18 protein-coding genes and 1 pseudogene are annotated in these 17,368 nt (G+C 69.3%); 13 read left to right on the forward strand and 6 right to left on the reverse strand.

Annotated elements, in window-relative coordinates; genetic code table 11:
• Positions 1 to 62: 62 nt before the first annotated feature.
• The 6 genes from AOK08_RS02945 to AOK08_RS02970 all read right to left on the reverse strand — a co-directional run bounded on the left by AOK08_RS02945 (position 63) and on the right by AOK08_RS02970 (position 5,786).
• Positions 63 to 1,421: a M14 family metallopeptidase gene (locus AOK08_RS02945; protein WP_055523325.1), complete on the reverse strand. Its 1,359-nt coding sequence runs from the start codon at positions 1,419 to 1,421 to the stop codon at positions 63 to 65.
• 174 nt (positions 1,422 to 1,595) lie between these two features.
• Entirely contained in the window at positions 1,596 to 2,987 is a 1,392-nt protein-coding gene (locus AOK08_RS02950; RefSeq protein WP_055523327.1) for a hypothetical protein, read from the reverse strand.
• A 66-nt stretch (positions 2,988 to 3,053) separates the two neighbouring features.
• Positions 3,054 to 3,566: a SigE family RNA polymerase sigma factor gene (locus AOK08_RS02955; RefSeq protein WP_055523329.1), complete on the reverse strand. Its 513-nt coding sequence runs from the start codon at positions 3,564 to 3,566 to the stop codon at positions 3,054 to 3,056.
• Positions 3,567 to 3,653: 87 nt separating this feature from the next.
• Positions 3,654 to 4,694, reverse strand: a complete 1,041-nt coding sequence (locus tag AOK08_RS02960) for a hypothetical protein (RefSeq protein ID WP_055523331.1) — start codon at positions 4,692 to 4,694, stop codon at positions 3,654 to 3,656.
• A complete protein-coding gene (locus AOK08_RS02965; protein ID WP_055523333.1) occupies positions 4,682 to 5,350 on the reverse strand; it encodes a hypothetical protein in 669 nt (222 codons plus the stop codon). Before AOK08_RS02965 ends, AOK08_RS02960 begins: the two co-directional genes overlap by 13 nt.
• A gap of 154 nt (positions 5,351 to 5,504) precedes the next feature.
• Positions 5,505 to 5,786, reverse strand: a complete 282-nt coding sequence (locus tag AOK08_RS02970; RefSeq protein ID WP_055523335.1) for a hypothetical protein — start codon at positions 5,784 to 5,786, stop codon at positions 5,505 to 5,507.
• A 319-nt stretch (positions 5,787 to 6,105) separates the two neighbouring features.
• Here AOK08_RS02970 and AOK08_RS46330 point away from each other — a divergent pair, with 319 nt between their 5' ends.
• The 13 genes and pseudogenes from AOK08_RS46330 to AOK08_RS03035 all read left to right on the forward strand — a co-directional run.
• Entirely contained in the window at positions 6,106 to 7,044 is a 939-nt protein-coding gene (locus AOK08_RS46330) for a hypothetical protein (RefSeq protein ID WP_055523337.1), read from the forward strand.
• Between the two features lie 106 nt (positions 7,045 to 7,150).
• Positions 7,151 to 7,870: a Flp pilus assembly protein CpaB gene (gene cpaB / locus AOK08_RS02980; protein WP_055523339.1), complete on the forward strand. Its 720-nt coding sequence runs from the start codon at positions 7,151 to 7,153 to the stop codon at positions 7,868 to 7,870.
• Between the two features lie 91 nt (positions 7,871 to 7,961).
• Entirely contained in the window at positions 7,962 to 9,596 is a 1,635-nt protein-coding gene (locus AOK08_RS02985) for a CpaE/TadZ family protein (protein WP_055523341.1), read from the forward strand.
• A complete protein-coding gene (locus AOK08_RS02990) occupies positions 9,593 to 10,024 on the forward strand; it encodes a TadE family protein (protein ID WP_079053783.1) in 432 nt (143 codons plus the stop codon). The genes AOK08_RS02985 and AOK08_RS02990 overlap by 4 nt, the downstream gene beginning before the upstream one ends.
• Positions 10,025 to 10,079: 55 nt before the next feature.
• Positions 10,080 to 11,429, forward strand: a complete 1,350-nt coding sequence (locus AOK08_RS02995; RefSeq protein ID WP_055523343.1) for a TadA family conjugal transfer-associated ATPase — start codon at positions 10,080 to 10,082, stop codon at positions 11,427 to 11,429.
• Positions 11,430 to 11,553: 124 nt separating this feature from the next.
• Positions 11,554 to 12,498: a type II secretion system F family protein gene (locus tag AOK08_RS03000; protein ID WP_055523345.1), complete on the forward strand. Its 945-nt coding sequence runs from the start codon at positions 11,554 to 11,556 to the stop codon at positions 12,496 to 12,498.
• Between the two features lie 17 nt (positions 12,499 to 12,515).
• Positions 12,516 to 13,406, forward strand: a complete 891-nt coding sequence (locus AOK08_RS03005) for a DUF5936 domain-containing protein (protein ID WP_107100845.1) — start codon at positions 12,516 to 12,518, stop codon at positions 13,404 to 13,406.
• Positions 13,407 to 13,411: 5 nt separating this feature from the next.
• Positions 13,412 to 14,782 carry a sensor histidine kinase gene (locus tag AOK08_RS03010; protein WP_055523349.1) on the forward strand — a complete coding sequence of 457 codons (1,371 nt, stop codon included), beginning with the start codon at positions 13,412 to 13,414 and terminating at the stop codon, positions 14,780 to 14,782.
• Positions 14,769 to 15,524, forward strand: coding sequence for a response regulator transcription factor (locus AOK08_RS03015; RefSeq protein WP_055523350.1), 756 nt, complete (start codon positions 14,769 to 14,771; stop codon positions 15,522 to 15,524). Before AOK08_RS03010 ends, AOK08_RS03015 begins: the two co-directional genes overlap by 14 nt.
• 108 nt (positions 15,525 to 15,632) lie before the next feature.
• A complete protein-coding gene (locus AOK08_RS03020; protein WP_055523352.1) occupies positions 15,633 to 15,833 on the forward strand; it encodes a hypothetical protein in 201 nt (66 codons plus the stop codon).
• A 41-nt stretch (positions 15,834 to 15,874) separates the two neighbouring features.
• Positions 15,875 to 16,438, forward strand: a complete 564-nt coding sequence (locus AOK08_RS03025; protein WP_079053784.1) for a pilus assembly protein TadG-related protein — start codon at positions 15,875 to 15,877, stop codon at positions 16,436 to 16,438.
• A 15-nt stretch (positions 16,439 to 16,453) separates the two neighbouring features.
• Entirely contained in the window at positions 16,454 to 17,050 is a 597-nt protein-coding gene (locus AOK08_RS03030) for a hypothetical protein (RefSeq protein WP_055523356.1), read from the forward strand.
• 2 nt (positions 17,051 to 17,052) lie between these two features.
• Positions 17,053 to 17,368: pseudogene (locus tag AOK08_RS03035) on the forward strand (OmpA family protein); the annotation flags it as partial.

A 17,368-nucleotide genomic window follows, 5' to 3' on the forward strand; every position in this document is an offset into this window, starting at 1 on the left:
CTGCGCGACCGGCCACAACGGCCCGCAGTTCCCCACTCACCACCTCAGACCGGCAGGTCCTCTCAGGAGCAGTACTGCGCCTGCTTCCCGATGGACCGGTACATGCAGTCGGAGTTCTCCAGCAACTGCAACACCGCGTCCCGGTTGCGCGCGGTCTCGCGGTCGATCACCTCGTCGGGCGGGTAGAAGCCGCCACCGCCGGACTCCGGATACATCTCGAAGGTGTACGAGAAGATCTTCTGCGTGCCCCAGAGGTAGTCGTCGATCGAGCCGTCCGTGATGTACAGGTCGCTGGACTGCTCGGGCGTGTAGCCGTTGCTGGCGGCCATCTTCCCGCCGACCGTGGCGAAGGCGTCCCGGTCGTCCTGGGTCATGCCCGACGCGGTGTCGGCGGTCGTGTACCCGAAGGGCCACAGCACCAGCTCGCTGTACGTGTGGAAGTCGATGCCGGTCTTGATCTGCTGGACCCCGCCGACGACCCGGCTGCGTACGAAGTCGGCGACCACCTTGACCTCGGGCGCGGACTCGGCCGACTTGCCTCGGTACGTCTCCGACCCGGTCGAGCCGGAGGAGCCGCCGCAGCAGCCGAAGCGGTAGTTCCAGTTGCGGTTGAGGTCCGTACCGACGTTCGACGAACCGCTGTTGGGCTGGCGGTTCTTGCGCCATGACCGGTACGAGCCGGTCGCGATGTCGTACTCGCCGCCGTCCGGGTTGAGGTCCGGGATGATCCAGATCTCGCGGGAGTCGATCATCGCCTTGACCCGGGGGTCGGTGGCGTAGGTGGACGTCAGATTGCGCAGCAGGTAGAGCGCCATCTCTACGGTGAGGTGCTCCCGGGCGTGCTGGTGGTGGGTGAACAGCACCTCGGGCTCGGCCTCGTCGGTGCCGACGTTGTCGCTGAGCTTGATGGCGACGATGTTCCGGCCCGAGTACGAGGTACCGATGACCTGCTGGCTGGCGATGGAGGGGTTCGCCGCGACGATGGAGTTGATCTCCGCCGTCATCTCCGCGTAGTTGTGATAGCGGGAGTCGGCCGAGGGGAAGTCGAACGGCCGTACGTCGCCGGGGCCGTTGGAGCGGTTCGGGGCCGAGCCCAGCAGGGTGATCTGATAGCCGCGCCGGGCCAGTCTTCTGGCCTGGTCGGCGCGGCCCGAGACCACGACGTGCTCCTCGTCGGCCTCGTCCACGGTCACGCCCGACGCCATGATGTCGGTGCGGACGGCGGACGTGGAGTTCGCGAAGTCGATCTCGTACTGGTGGATGTCGTCCGCCGAGGCCGCCGGGCGCTTGGCGCTGGTGGCGGTCGCGGTGGTGCCGGGTGCCGTGGAGGTGACACCGACGGCGAGAGCGAGTGACAGCAGACCGACGGCGGCGGACCGTCTGGCGCCGCGAGCGCCTGAGCCGCGTGTGCGAAGTCGCATGAAGTCTCCTGATTTCTCCGGGAGTTCCGGGTTCTCCGGAAGCTGGGGAGTGGAGCGTGGGGGTGGTTCTTCGGTGCGACGTACTGGTGCGGGTGTGGCGCCATGGTGCTGCTCTGACATGGGCAGGTCAAGACCGCATAAAGGCCGTTGGCGTGAACCGGGCGACAGTGAGCCTCAGTTGGGGGGCGGCTGGAGCTGCTGCCACTTCGAGTCGGTGGCGATCTTCTTGAGCTGGTCGAGGGTCAGCGCGGGATTCTTCCGGGTCGGGCCGGTGATCTGGCTGGCGGAGTTGAAGGCACTGACGACCACCCGCAGACCGTCGGGCCAGTAGACGTCGGCGGTGCGCATGACGAGCCCCAGGCCCTTGTCGTCGCCGGGCCCCTGCCGGACGACGACCTTGACGCCGTCGGGCATGGTCACGGCGCCGGAGCCCGCACCGAACAACTCCTCCTCGACGTCACCCATATCGGGCTGCACATTGATCTGGACGAAGCTCTTGCCCTTGCCGTCGTCGACGACGACATAGCCGTACTCGGTCCCGTCGCCGTCGCTCTTGCCGACCACGGTGAGGCCCTTCGGGAGGAGACCGGAGAGCGCCGTCACGATGGCGCCGCCATCGGCCGCCGGGTTGCCGTTCGACGCCGGAGGCGTGGAAGACGCTGCTGGGGTCGACGGGGTCGACGGGGCCGAAGGGACAAATGTGGGTGACGAGGTCGATGGGGCCGATGGGGTTGGTGGGGTGCCCGTCGCGGTGGCCGCGGGAATGGCCTTGGCAGCCCTCAGCCACGCCGGGTCGGTGACGAAGGCCCTCAACTGGCTTCCGGACAGCGGCGGTTCGGGGCGGCTGACGGGCGCGCCCTTCTCGGCGGCGGCATTCCACTCGCTCACCGACACATGCTCCCCGCCGGGTGTGACGAGGTCCGCCGTCCACAGCTTCGTGTCGATGGCGCGGTTCGCGTACTCGTACCCCTTGACGATCCTGAGCACCGCGCCGCCGGGCAGCTTGCTCCTCGTGCAGTCGTCGTACGGGACGAACGCGCGGTCCGGGCACGAGGTCTCCTCCCGGAGCGGCCCGCTTCCCGGCTCGACCCGGCCGAGGCCGACGGAGAGGGCAGCGGCGCCCTTCCCGTCGTCGAACACGGCATACGCGTGCGGACCCAGCTTCGAGTCCGTGCCCCGCGCCGACTCCTCGCTGAGCTTCCCCTCGGGGAGCAACGCCTTGAGGATGCCGAGCATTTGGGGACCGGAGAGGGGGGTGGCGGTGCCCGTGGTCGAGGTGGCGGTGCCGGTGGCATCGCCGGGCCCGACCGTGGTCCCGCCGGCCACGGCCCGCTGTCCGGAGCCGTCGCCGCCCCAGGGCACGACGAGCGCGCCGCCCACCCCCACCAGCGCGATGGCGGCGGCGCCGCTCACGACAGCGGTTCGGCGGCGCATGCGGAGCCGGCGCCCCCGGCTCTCGCCCCCGGCGACGAGGGCGGCACGATCGGCGTCGAAGGCACCACCCGCGTCGCGCAGGGCGGCGCCGAGCCGGTCCTCGAACTGGTCGTCTCGATGGTCAACGGACATGGGCAACCACCACTTCTGCTGTGTACGGGAATTGTGTACCGGGAGGCATGAGGAGGGAGGCGGGCGTCAGTGGAGGGCGTACTCGCCGAGTTCCTCGCCGAGGAGGGTGCGCAGCCGGGCGAGTGCGCGGACGCAACGGGTGCGTACGGCGGCCGAGCTGACGTTCATCGCGCCCGCCGTCTCCTCGATGGAACGGTCCTCCCAGTAGCGCAGGACGACCACCGCCCGGTCCTTGGGCGGGAGTTGGGCGAGTGCCTCGACGAGGGTGAGCCGTATGGTCACGTCGGATCCGGCGGCGGGGGCGGCCATGTCGGGCAGTACGTCGGTGGCCCGCTCGCTGCTGCTGCGGCGCCGCTGATGCGTGAGGAAGACGCGGGTCAGCACGGTCTGCGCGTACCCCACGGGGTTGCTGGCCCGGGAGACGCGGCCCCAGTTGACGTACAGCCGCCCGAGCGTCTCCTGCACGAGGTCCTCGGCGAGATACGTGTCCCCGGCGGTGAGCAGACACGCGGAGCGGTACAGATGCCCGGCACGGGCCACCGCGAACTCCGCGTACTCGTCCGCGCGAACCTTTCTCATACGTCCCCCTGTTGCCCGCGTCGCGCTCAGGTCGTGGGCGCGTGGTCTGCCTTCACCTCCTTGACGCGGTGAACAGGGGGAAATGTTTCAGTGATTGAGCGACTGGATCTCCTGGACGACGACGGCCTGCTCGGCCCCGAACTCACCGTCGGGCAGCGCCTGCGGGTTGTTGACGCCGGTACCGGTCCAGTGGATCTTCCAGGTGATCGTGGCGCGGAGCGGGTAGGACCCGTCACCGGAGGAGCGCAGGTACCGCACTCCGCAGGGCGGCGTCCGGCCCGCCTTCCCGGTGGCGTACGGCTCCCCGATACGCCCGCCGACGAACGCGCACACACCGGACGCGGGGTAGACCTGCGCGTCGGCGGTACCGGGTTCGATCCTCAGCGAGACGGGCTCGGCGACGGTGGTGGCCTGGATCCCGAGCACCGGCACGGACGCGGTCACGGAGACGGGCTTGAACTGCGCCGCGTCCAGCCAGGCCCAGGTGGGAAGGTTCACCTTGGTGGGGCCCGCGGGGGCGAGGGTCACTTTGGTGGAGGGGACGCGGATCTCGGCGTAGGCGAGGGCGGCGAGCATCTTCGGTGTGATCGCTTCGGGGATGTCGGCCGGAGGGGCGTCGCCGGTGTCGACCCAGAAGTAATCCTCGGTGCAGTCGAGCGCACCGGGGTCCCCCGCGCGGCCTTCACTGACGTAAGAGCCCCAGAAGTAGCCCTTGCCGGCCTTGTCCTTGTTGAAGTCCTTGTAGGGCTTGCCGTTGACGAACCGGTCCCGCTGCGTGGCGTCCCATTCGGGGCCGGTCGAATCGGCGTTCCAGACCGGCTCCCTGGCCTTCTGCAACTGCTCCGGGGTGTACATAGGTGCGTAGTAACAGGCAGGCGGAGTCCAGGTCGACGCCGAAGTGACACGGCCGGTCGACCGGCCGGAGCCGTTGTTGTCGCGGTTGAAGACGACGACCCCGGCGGTCGCGGAGAGCGTGCCCTTGCCGTCCGTATTGCCGGAGGGGCCCGTGGTGGAACCCTGCCCGTCACCGGGGCCGTACGCCACCGCCGTGCCCGACAGTCCTGCGGCGCACACGACCGCGGTCGCGCCCAGTGCCACGACCCTGCTCCACTTGGTCACGCCGTGCACGTCTCGTCCCCTCGCTTCGAGACCAGGTTGATCGACTGCCACACGCCCCGCGCGCTCTTCTCCAGGCGGGTGTTGTACAGCACGTACGGGCTCTCGCCCGAAGGCGTCCGGTCGACCTTGTTGGTCTTCCGGTTCTTGTTGAACCCCTTGCTCTCATCGGCGCAGTAGACGACGGACGCCTCCGTCTTGCCCGACAAGGTGACCTGCGGTGCGTAGTACCGAGTTGTCCCGGTGAAAGTCATGTTGGCGTTGACGTACGCCTGCACCCATGCGACCGCGTCGCTCAGCGCCTTGTCCCGGTAGTAGAAGGAAAGGCCCGGCGCACCCGTGTCGCCGCGCAGGATGGCGTCGTTCGTCGCGTCGATACGCCCGGCGGTATCCGCGAGGACAGCGTCCTTGGCCGCGTCGCCTGTCTTCCAGCTCTCGAACGTGTCCGTGACGTCGGACGGCAGCTCGATCTTCGGTCGGTCGGCGGAAGCAGCCGGCGCGGACGCGGACGCCGTCGGGGACGCCGAGGCCCCGTTCCCGGTGTTCGCCCCGGCGATCTTGTCGTTGGCCTTCGAGCCGCCGCCGCTGTCGTCGCCGCCACAGGCGGTCAACAGCAAGGCGGCGGACGCGACGAGCGCGGCAGCAACGGGCAAAGAGCGGCGCTTCACAGTGGACTCCCCGTGCGACAGATGTGCTGGTGAAGCCACGACGCTATCGGTGCGGCCGGTGCTCGCGCCAGGCAGGGAAGTTGCGCTCTGGCAACGGCAAAGGCCGGTCACCGCAACGCGGTCGCCGGCCATCGCTGTCGGACACGGACTCGGTTCAGCCGCCGTCGGCCGCCGGGGAGGCCGGAGAACCCGCAGGCGCACCCGCGCTCTTCGCGCCGCCGCCTCTACCGGCCTGCCACTTTCTCAACTCCCCTCTGAGGACGAACGCCCGAAGGACTGCGACGGCGAGGAAGAAGACGGCAAAGCCGAAAACGGCCCAGCCTCCGTCCGTGATGGTCCTGTAGAGGCACGAGCCGCCGAGGGCGAGGCAGATGGCCATGACGATGGGTTCGCGGAGCCACCAGGGAAGGAGGCGGAGTATCACGTTGATCAGCATTCGGGCAGTGGATCAGGAGCCAACCGCTCGCGCTGTGACGGAGGCCACAATTCCAAGGGTGAGGTTTACGCGGGAAGTTGTCGAAGGTGTGAAGAAATCTGGCAGACCTGTCGGTGAAGGGTGCATCGGCCCCGATGGGAGTACCCCTTCAACTACCCTCCCCCGCACCCGACTTGTGGCATATTCGCCTTACTCTCCCGGTACTCTCCGTCGATCAAGCTCCACCATCCGTTAGATGTTCTCGAAGATTCAGTGTTGATCGGGCCATGCCGTGGATAAGGTGCTGGTTCAAGAGGCGTCACAGAGGCGATCTGAGGCGGTGGCCGACCACCCCGCCGCAGTGAACGGGGTGGTGTGCAGCGTGCCGACCGCGATAGCCGTCACCAGTTCCGACCTGGTGCTCCCACCGCATGACCGGCAGACCCCGCCCGCCGCCGTCCCGTCCCTCGACACCCTCGACGGCGCCCTCATGGGGCTGCACACGCTCGTCGAGCAGCACGGTTACGTCATCGCCCTCTACCCGGCGTCCACGGACCCGGCCGTCACCCGGCGGCTGCACACCGTGCGTTCCGTCCTGGAGAGCGACCGGATCGCCCTGCTCGCCGTCGATCTGCCGCCTCTCGGACTCGCCCTGCTCGCCCAGCAGTTGAGGCAGCTCTCCGTGTGCGACTTCAGTCCGGGAGTGCTCGCCTCCGCCGCCCGGCTGCTCGCCCACTACATCTACGCCGGCGCCCACCTCGGCTCCGTCGCCAAGCTCGACCGGGTGCCCGTCTCCCTCAAGTCGCACGCCAAGTCCTGGGTGCCGGGCGCGCAGTTCGCCGTACTGGCCAATCCGCGAGCCCAGCTCGTGCGGGTCGGCCAGGAGGAGCTGGCCGGGCCCGAGTTCGGGACGCGACTGCTCGTCGCGCAGGGGCAGGCGCCGTCCGACTGGGTCACCACGACCCTCGCGCCAGCCTGGCGCGTGCAGGGAGTCGCCCCGGTGCCGCTCCCGGCGGAGTCGGCGCGCTGGTGGGGAACCGGGAAGATCGTCGAGTTCGCGGCCGGGCTGCACGACGTCTCCGTGCTCTACCAACTGGTCTCCTCCGTACGCCGTGAGGAGTGCGGCTGGTGCGGCCTCGAACTCATCGGCGACCGCTGCGGATTCTGCGCCGCACCACTCGCCCCGCCTTCTGAGCTTCCCGTGGCCCTCGGGCGGGCAGGAACCCCAGCAGCAGCATCGGGAACATCAGTACGAGCACTGCCCCGAGGCGCGACGTAAGACATGTAAAGAGACGCACCAGGCACACCAGACACACCAGGCCCAGAAGACGCACCAGACATAGAAGACGTGTCCGTCCCCACCCCCGATCGAGGTTGTCCGCGTCATGAACTCACGCCAGCGCCGCGGCGTCATCCTGCTGGTCCTCTCGACCCTGTGCGCCATCGGCGCCTTCGTCGGAGTGCTCTCGGTGATCCGCGACGTGAACTCCAAGGTCGGCCCGGAGGTGACGGCGTACCGCCTCAGGAGCGACATCGCGCCCTACAAGGTGCTCACGGCCGACCAGTTCGAGAAGATCTCCATGCCGAAGCGGTGGCTGTCGGAGACCGCCGTCACCCGCGTCTCCCAGATCCGAGGCAAGATCGCGGTGACCCGGCTGGAGAAGGGCTCGCTGCTCCAGACGGACATGATCGTCGACCGGCCCGAACTGGCCGCCGGTGAGCAGGAGATCGCGATCATGATCGACGCGTCGACCGGTGTGGCCGGAAAGATCAACCCGGGGTCGCTCGTCAACATCTACGCCACCTTCGAGGCCAAGGACAGCGAGAAGGGCGTCGACGAGGCCAAGCTGCTCGTCACGAACGCGCGCGTCATCGACGTCGGCAAGCTCACCGCCCTCGAACCGGGGCAGTCGAGCAACGAGCGCCGGCGTACGGCGACGGAGGCCGTGCCGATCACCTTCGCGCTCAAGACCTCGGACGCCCAACGCGTCGCGTACGCCGAGTCGTTCGCCGAACACGTCCGCCTGTCCCTGGTCGCGGGCGGCGAACTGACGGCCGTCCCCGGCGCCGCCGACCGTACGTACACCCTCAACAAGGACAAGTAGGAGGCGGGGAAATGAGGTCCGTACGTACGAAGCCGCGGCCCGGGGGACACTTCCGGTCCCAGCCGCAGGCATGCCTGGCGAGGGTGCGCCGATGACCATCCGCATCCTCCCCGCCACCGCCGACATCGAGTCCGCCCGCGCCCTGAGTACCCTCCTCAGCCGGCTCCCCGACGCCGAACCGGCCCCGCCCGTCGCCGACTCGACCGCGCTGCTCGACACCCTGGCCGCGCTGGCCGCCGAGTCCCTCGACGAGCTGCCCGAAGTCGTCCTCGTGCACGAGCGGATAGGGCCCGTCCCGGCCCTCGACCTCGTACGCGACCTCGTACTGCGCTTCCCGGCCGTCGGCGTCGTCCTCATCACCGCCGACCCCAGCACCAGCGTCCTCACCGCCGCCATGGACTCCGGCGCCCGTGGCATCGTCCAACTGCCCCTCGGGTACGAGGCCCTGGCCGAGCGCGTGCAGGCGGCGGCGGCCTGGTCGTCGGGCATGCGGCGCCATCTCGGCAGCACCGCACCGGAGTTGTACGCCGGGCCGGGCGGTACGGTCGTCACCGTGACCGGCGCCAAGGGCGGCGTCGGCGCCACCGTCACGGCCGTCCAACTCGCCCTCGCCGCAAGGGCGTCGGGCCACACCGTCGCCCTGCTCGACCTGGACCTCCAGTCGGGGGACGTGGCCTCCTACCTGGACGTCCAGTTCCGCAGGTCGATCGCCGACCTCGCCGCCATCAACGACATCAACCCGCGTGTCCTCCAGGACGCCGTCTTCACCCACGACACCGGCATCGGCCTGCTCCTCGCCCCCGCCGAGGGCGAACGCGGCGAGGAGGTCACCGACAGGGTGACCCGCCAGGTCATCGCCACTCTGCGCTCGCGGCACGAGATCGTGGTCGTCGACTGCGGCGCCCGGATGGACTCGGCCACGGCCGCCGCCGTCGAGATGGCCGACCACGCCCTGCTCCTCGTCACCCCGGACGTCGTCGCCGTACGCGCAGCCAAACGCATGGTCCGCCTCTGGGACCGCCTCCAGATCCGCAAGGCCGAGGAGACCCTGACCGTCGTCAACCGGCAGTCGAAGGGTACGGAGATCCAGCCCTCGCTGGTCGAGAAGGTCACCGGCACCAAGGTCGCCCGGTCCACGATTCCCGCCGCCTTCAAGGAACTTCAGGGCGTCGTGGACGCGGGGCGCCTCCAGGACCTGGACGCCCGGTCGACCGTCAAGCAGGCACTGTGGGCGCTGGCGGGGGAGTTGGGGCTGGTCGTCGCCCAGGAAGGGGGCGGCGGCAAACGGCGCAAGTCATCGTCGTCGTCGGACCGGGGCGCGCTCGCCCTGCGGCGGCGCCTGGACAAGGGCGGCGACCGAGGGGCCATCACTCTCGAATTCGCGGGCATGTTCCCGCTGTTGCTCGTCGTGATGAGCATCCTGTGGCAGTGCGTGCTGTACGGGTACACGTACTCGCTGGCCGGCAACGCGGCGGACGAGGCGGCCCGCGCGGCCACAGCGGCGTACGCCATGGACCCCGGAGCCTACGGGGGCGCCTGCCAGAGCGCGGGCGCCGAACACCTCCCCGGAGCCTGGAGCGGCGCCGCGATCAGCTGCGGTCCCGAGGGCGAGGTCATGAAGGCCACCGTCAGGGCCCAAGTACCGCTGTTCTTCCCGGGGTTCGACGTCAACTGGCGGGTCGAAGGCGAGGCGGGCGCGGCGCTGGAGGGGGACGAGGGCAGATGAGGACGAGGAGCCCTCGGGGCCCTGGGAGCCTTCGGGGTCCTGGGAGCCTCCGGGACCGTATCGCGAGGCGCATCCGGGAGGAGAGGGACCGGGGTTCCTCCATCCTGGAGTTCGCCGGTTTCCTCCCGATCCTCATTCTCGTCGGCCTGGCCTGTATCCAGCTCGGCCTGATCGGCTACGGCATCAACCAGGCCGGTACGGGGGCCCGCGCGGCGGCCCGGGCCAGCTCGCTCGGCGGCGACGGGGACGCGGCGGGCACCGCCTCCGTCAGCGCCTGGCTCGATCCGCAGGTGGACGCGCCGCCGGGTGCCGGGGACACGACCACCGCGACCGTGACCGTCACCGTCCCCGCGATCATCCCGATCTTCGACTCCTGGCCGGTGACCCGCCGAGCCACCATGCCCAACGACCAGGACGACCGACCATGAACCGGCAATCAGTGGAGAGTTCAGTGGAGAGTGGAGAGGAGTTGAGACCGAGACCATGAGCCTGCGCTCCCGTATGGCCGCCGCCGCAGACGACAACGGCGGCGGAACCCCACGCGAGGACGGCCACCTCGTCGCCGTCTACCGTGCCAAACTCCTCGAAGAGATCGACCTCGCGGAGATGTCCAGCCTCGCGGCGGCCGAACGCCGCGTCCGGCTGGAACGCGTCCTCGGCCACATCATCAGCCGAGAGGGCCCCGTCCTCTCCTCCGCCGAACGCTCCCAGCTCATCCGGCGGGTGGTCGACGAAGCCCTCGGCCTGGGCGTCCTCGAACCGCTCCTCGCCGACGCGTCGATCACCGAGATCATGGTCAACGGCCCGGACTCGATATTCGTGGAACGAGCCGGCCGCGTCGAACAGCTCCCCATGCGCTTCGCGTCGAGCGAGCAGTTGATGCAGACCATCGAGCGGATCGTCTCCACGGTCAACAGGCGTGTGGACGAGTCGAATCCGATGGTCGACGCCCGCCTGCCCACCGGCGAACGCGTCAACGTCATCATCCCGCCGCTCGCCCTCACCGGCCCGACGCTCACGATCCGCCGCTTCCCCCGCGCCTACACACTCCCGGAACTCATCGGCCTCGGCTCGCTGGACGAGCAGATGCTGATGCTGCTGTCCGCGTTCGTCCGGGCCCGCTTCAACGTCATCGTCAGCGGCGGCACGGGCACCGGCAAGACGACGCTCCTCAACGCGCTCTCCGGCCTGGTCCCCTCCCACGAACGCATCATCACCATCGAGGACTCCGCCGAACTCCAGCTCCAGCAGGAGCATGTGATCCGCCTCGAATCCCGCCCGCCGAACGTGGAGGGCAAGGGCCAGATCACCATCCGCGACCTGGTCCGCAACTCCCTGCGCATGCGCCCCGACCGCATCATCGTCGGTGAGGTCCGGGGCGGCGAGACCCTCGACATGCTCCAGGCGATGTCCACCGGCCACGACGGCTCCCTGGCCACCGTCCACGCCAACTCGGCGGAGGACGCGCTGATGCGGCTCCAGACCCTGGGCTCGATGTCCGAAGTCATGATCCCCTTCGAGGCGTTGAAGGACCAGATCAACTCGGCGGTCGACGTCGTCGTCCAACTCGCCCGCCATGTGGACGGCTCCCGCCGGATCGCCGAGATCGCCCTGCTGGTGTCCCACGGCCGCGAGCAGTTCCGCATCGCGACGGTCTCCCGCTACGTCTCCCGCCCGACCGGCCCCGACGGCGTCGCCCAGGGCTACTTCGAACACCTCCCGGTGCCCCGCCCGGTCGCGGAGAAGCTGTACCTGGCGAACGAGTCGCTGCCCCCGGCGTTCGGAGTCGCCGAGGTGCTCGACGTACTGGACACAAGGCAGGCGATCGGATGACGACCCGGATGAACACCCGGACCACTGTGCGTACGTCGAAGGCGACGACAACTGCGCGTACGACGACGAGGACGACCGTGCGAACGACAACTGTGCGGACGACGACTGTGCGGAGCGAGCAGCCATGAACAACTCGGTTCCGCTGGCCTTGGGCGCCACGACGCTGTGCTGCACGCTCGCCGTCGCGGGCGCGCACATGTACGCCACCGGCCGCGCCCAGCGCCTGGCACTCGAAGACCGCCTCTCCGGCAGCGGAGGCGCGCTGCGCACGGCGACCGGCCGCGTACGCCACTTCTCGGCCGTCGACCGCCGTCTGCGCCGCACCCGCCTCGGCCGCACGATCCACCTCCGCCTCTCGGCGACCGGCCTTGACCTGACGGCCGGCGAGTTCTTCATGTACGTCACCGGTGTCGGCGTCGCCCTGTGGCTGCTGGCCGCCACCACACTGGCCCCCTTCTTCGGCCCGATCGCCGCGCTGGTGACGATCTGGGGCGCGGCGATCTTCCTCAACTGGCAGCTCCAGAAACGCATCGAGGCGTTCATCAACCAACTCCCGGACGTGGCACGCCTGCTGGCCAACGCCACGGCGGCCGGACTCGCCCTGCGTACGGCGCTGGCGATGGCGGCGGAGGAGCTGGAGGCCCCGGCGGGCGAGGAACTGGCCCGGGTGGCCGACCAGTTGACCCTGGGCCGGACGATCGACGACGCCCTGGGAGAACTGGCGGAACGGCTCCCGTCCCGCGAACTGGTCGTACTCGTCACCACGCTGGTGCTGGCCAACAAGGCGGGCGGCTCGGTGGTCAGCTCGCTCCGCAACCTCACCCAGACCCTTGAGGACCGCAAGGAGACGCGCCGCGAGGTCCGCACGATGCTGTCGGAGGTCAACGCGACGGCCTTCACGGTCCCCTGCCTCGGCCTCGGCTCGCTCCTCCTCATCAACTCTTCGAACGAGGGCGCGTTGGAGAAGGTGACCGGCTCCGGCCTCGGCCAGGGCCTGATCCTCCTCTCCCTGGGCCTGTACACGGTCGGTTTCTTCGTCATCCGCCGCCTCGGCAAGATCGAAGTCTGAGGGGAGTGAGTGACCGGATGCTGCCGCTGCTGCTTGCCGTGTTGATGGCGCTCGCCGTCGCGGGCGCCCTGCTGGGCATCCGCATGATCCGAGCCGAGGCCAAACTCCCCTCCGACCTGCTCCTCGCCCTGGAGGTGGGCGGCACCCGGGTCTCGAAGGCCGACTCGGCGGTCGACCGCATGGGCATGCGCTTCGCGCCCCTCGTCCTGCGCCTGATGGGCCCCCGCCGGGTCGACGCGAAACGCCTGCGCATCGACATGGCGGGCAACCCCGGCGGCCTGACCATCACCCGCTACGCGGCCCGCCGGGCGGTCTACCTCACCTTCGGTGTCCTCCTCGGCCTGATCTTCCTCAGCAACGGCCAACTGGTCCTCGCGGTCATCACGTTCGCGTTCGGCCTGACGGCCGCCGACGCGGGGATCTGGCAGGCGGTACGGGAACGCAAGGACGTCATCGACCGCACCCTCCCCGACTTCCTCGACGTCCTCGCGGTCGTGGTCTCGGCCGGCCTGGGCTTCCGCCAGGCCCTGGACCGGGTGGCGGAGAAGTACGAGGGTCCCTGGGCGGACGAACTCCGCATCACACTCCGCCAGATGGACATGGGCGTCAGCCGCCGCCAGGCCTTCGACCAGCTCCGCAAGCGCAACTCCAGTGAGCAGGTCGCCCAGTTCGTCTCGGCGCTCCAGCAGGGCGAGGAACTCGGTTCCCCGATCGCCGAGACCCTGATCCAGATCGCCGCCGACATGCGCCGCACCGACGCCCAGGAATCCCGCCGCCGCGCCGCGAAGACGATCCCCAAGGCCACCCTCGTCACCCTGGTGTTCATGCTCCCGGCCACGATGATCCTCATCGCCACGGGCATGTTCCTCGGCTCGGGTACGAACTTCGGCTCCATCCTGGGACGTTGAGTGCGATGCGGCCGACTACGACAGCGACGAGCGCGGGGGGCTATCTGGCCGACGACGCCCCGGCCCCCGCCACCCTCCGCCTCCAACTGAACGCGCTCCAGGCCCTGTGCCGTCAGGCGTTCGCGGTACGCATGACGATGCTGGCCCTCGGCACCCCCTTCGCGATGACCAACACGGCTCAGGGGCCCCCGCGTTACGCGGTCCTGGCGGCGGCGGTCCTGGGCATCACCGCCTCGTACGCCATGTACCGCGACTGGGACCGCCTGGCCCCGCGTCTCCTGGCCCACCCCACTCTCATGGCGGCCGACCTGACGTTCGCGGCGGTACTCCTCCTCACCGCGTCCCCGGCCTCCCCGCTCGCCTACGCCGCCGTGTGCACCCCTCTCCTCGCGGGCCTCCTCTACGGCTGGCGCGGGTCGGGCATCTTCACGGGCCTGCAACTGGTGGTCCTCCTCATGGTCTTCCGGGCCTGGGAACACCGCCCCGGCACAGGCACGAGCACGCTCCTCATAGCGGGCTTCTGTGTCGGCGCCGGCATCATCGGCGTCACCCTGCGCAACCTGATGTTCCGCTTCGGCACGGCGAGCGAGGCACTGGCGGAGGCGAACTCCCGGCTGGCGGTGGCCGAGGCGGTGGAGTCGGAACGGGCGCGGCTGGCAAGGGAGATGCACGACTCGGTCACGAAGACCCTGCACGGCCTGGCCCTGGCGGCGGAGGCCCTGGCGGCATCGGCATCGGCATCTGCATCGGCGATGTCGAAGGAAGACGGCACGCACCCGCAGACAGTGGGACGCAACGCGGCCCTGGTGGCCTCGGCGGCCCGCCGAGCGGCGGCGGAGTCCCGCGACCTCCTGACAGACCTGCGCCACCACACGGACCTGACGTCTCCCGACGTGGACCTGATCGCGGAACTGGTGCGGCGGGCGGCGGAGTTCGAGCGGGACACGGGCATCCGCACCACCCTGGAGACGAGCACCGCACCGATCGCCCCCCTCCCGCACCGGACGGCACACCACCTCCTGGCGATCGTGTCGGAGGCCCTGGAGAACACGCGCAGGCACGCGAGCGCGACGCGGGTGACACTGGAGGCGAAGACATCGGCGGACGGCACGATGCTCCGCATCCGGGACGACGGTGTGGGACTCCCGGGCCCCCTGGACCTCGAAGAGAAGGCCAGATCAGGCCACTTCGGCATGCTGGGCATGATGGAGCGGGCGAGTTCACTGGGGGCGGTGATGCAGGTGGACCGAGGTGAGGAAGGCGGCACGGAGATCCGCGTGGACCTGCTGCCACCGGGACTCGACCACATCCCCATGCCCGGGCGGAGACCCCATGCACACCCACAGAGGGAGGCCGCCCCGAATGTCCGCAGATGAACGGCGGCCGGACCTGCTGAGGGTGCTGGTGGCGGACGACAACCCGGTGGTCCGGGCGGGACTCGCGGCGCTGCTGGGCGGCCACCCGGACATGGAGGTGGTCGCGGAGGCGTCGAACGGCACCGAAGCGGTGTCGGCGGCTGAGCGATCGCGCCCTGACGTGGTCCTCCTGGACGTACGCATGCCAGGCACGGACGGCCTGACAGCCCTCCCCCAACTGGCTCTGCTGGCCCCGGTGATGATGCTGACGTACAGCAGCGAGCCGGAGGTGGTGAGTGAGGCGCTGAGCAGGGGCGCGTCGGGCTACCTGGTCCACGGAGACTTCACGACGGAGGAGTTGACGGAGGCGGTGATGGCGGTGGGCCGGGGGGCTCAGGATGTCGCGGATTCGCTCGGTGTTTCCTACGAACCGAACGAAAGCTCTTCGCACCTGCAACCAGTTATGGCACTCTTGCGGCAGACTCCAAGCCCTCGGCTCGACCAGATGGCGACACTTGCCGCACCTGACCGCGACCGCGACCGTCAGCGCAACCGACCGGACTTCGGCCTGAGCTCAAGGGAGGTGGAGGTCATGGATCTCATCGCGGCGGGCGTGAACAACCAGCAGATCGCCGCCACCTGCTTCATCAGCGAGAAGACCGTCAAGAACCACATCAACCGCATCTTCGCAAAGCTGCACAGTACGACACGGAGCGAAGCGATCGCCCGGTGGCTGGGTACGGCCCGGGAGGGGTGGGAGTGATGGAGCGTTCCGTGGGGGGAAGTTGGGCCCAGGGGCCCACGCGGTGTAGGCGAGTTCTCACCTACTGTGCTGAGGTCGTTAGTGGTGTCGGGCGGGAAGGCGCAAGCCATGCTGAAGGCCAACAGGTGGGCGCGGACCGTTGTCTCCCGGATGCGGGGGAAGGGACGGGACGCGGGGGCGGGGTTCGTGGAGTACGCGGGCCTCATGATCATCATTGCGGGGATCTTCACGCTGATCGACGGGTTGGGGCTGGACGGGCTGATCTCGGGGGCGATCCTGCGAGCCGTGAACGACGTCATCGGGGGCTAGGACTTACCGGTGTACGGGGGGACCGTGGTCAGACCCTCCCCATCTACATCTGGCTGACGGCGATTCTGCTCTTCGCCGCCCTCGCGTTCTTCGTCTTCGCTCGCGCAGCGTCCGTCCGTAATGGAGCCCAATCCGCGGCGGACGCTGCCGCGTTGGCTGCGGCACAGGACGCCCGGGACGAGTTGATGGACACCCTGACGGGCGCGATCGGGCACGGTGACGACTGGCTCGACTGGCTGAACGGCCAGAATCCGCCGGCGGCCGGGGCCACCGCAGCCGCGCAGACGCTGGCAGCCGAGAACGGCTCGACGGTCCAAGGCGGCGCCGAACCCGTCGTGATGGACGGATATCCCGGATTCCGGGTCTCCGTGGAGACCGTCAACTCGGTGGGCGCGTCGATCATTCCGGGCACGGAGGGCATGCGCGCCCACGCCCACGCCGTCGCCGTCATCGAGCCGCGCTGTGATTTCGACCCCGCCGCGGATCCCACGAAGCCGGTCACACTGGACTGCGACGGCCAGATCGTGGACATCGACCCCGTAGATTTCGATCCGGACGACTTCCCCGACGCGTCCGTGCTGTTCTCTGTGCATCTGGCCGAGTGAGAGGAAGCCGTACCAATGGATTTCCGGCGTACCAAGAAGAGCCGCAGGGCGTTGTCGGCGGTGGCGATCACGGCCGGGCTGCTTGTCGCGGTGGCCGGCTGCGGTGGGGGAGGCGATGACGGCAAGTCGTCGAACGCGGGTTCTTCGGCCACTCCGAGTACCAAGAACCAGAAGGACGCCGACAAGAAGGAGCCGCAAGCCCCCGTTGCGGACACGGTGCTGGCCGAGGTGAAGGCAGGAGGCCTGACGCTCCAGGTCACCTCGGCTTCCCGCGATGAAGGCGGCTTCGTCACCGTCGAAGGCAAGGTGACCAACGGCACCGGTGTCCCGTGGGTCGGGGCGGACTGGCGCGGTGACGAGAACGAACTCCAGAAGAACGGCGGGTCGATCGCGGGCGCGAGTCTCGTCGACCCCACTGGCAAGAAGAAGTACCTCGTCCTGCGCGACACCGAAGGGCGCTGCCTGTGCACGAGGTTCACCGGAGGCGTGGGAACGGGTGACACCGCGGACTGGTTCGCACAGTTCCCGGCCCCGCCCGAAAGCACGACCAAGGTCGATTTCCAGGTCGGCTCGATGCCTCCGGCGTCCATCGAGATCAATGAGGGCGAGTGACGATGACCCGCACTCATCGCCCCGCGGCAACTACCGTCACGGCCTTGGCGGTTCTGGCCGCCCTGACGCTGGCCGCTCCCGTCGCCCAGGCCGACGACGGTGGCCCCACCGCACCCCCAGGCGGTTTCACCACATCCCCACCCCCCGAAGTGGACCCCAACAGCCCCGGCCTGAAACTCCCCGACGGCGCCACCCTCCCCCCGGCCAAAGTGGTCGACATCAAGTCGTTCGTCGAGGACAGGGGCGGCGAGGAACGCCGGGCGGACACCAACGAGACGGTGACGTTCGCGCTCCAGGCCGAAGTCCTGTTCCCGAAGG

It is taken from the genome of Streptomyces graminilatus (assembly GCF_001418565.1).
Lineage (GTDB): Bacteria > Actinomycetota > Actinomycetes > Streptomycetales > Streptomycetaceae > Streptomyces > Streptomyces graminilatus.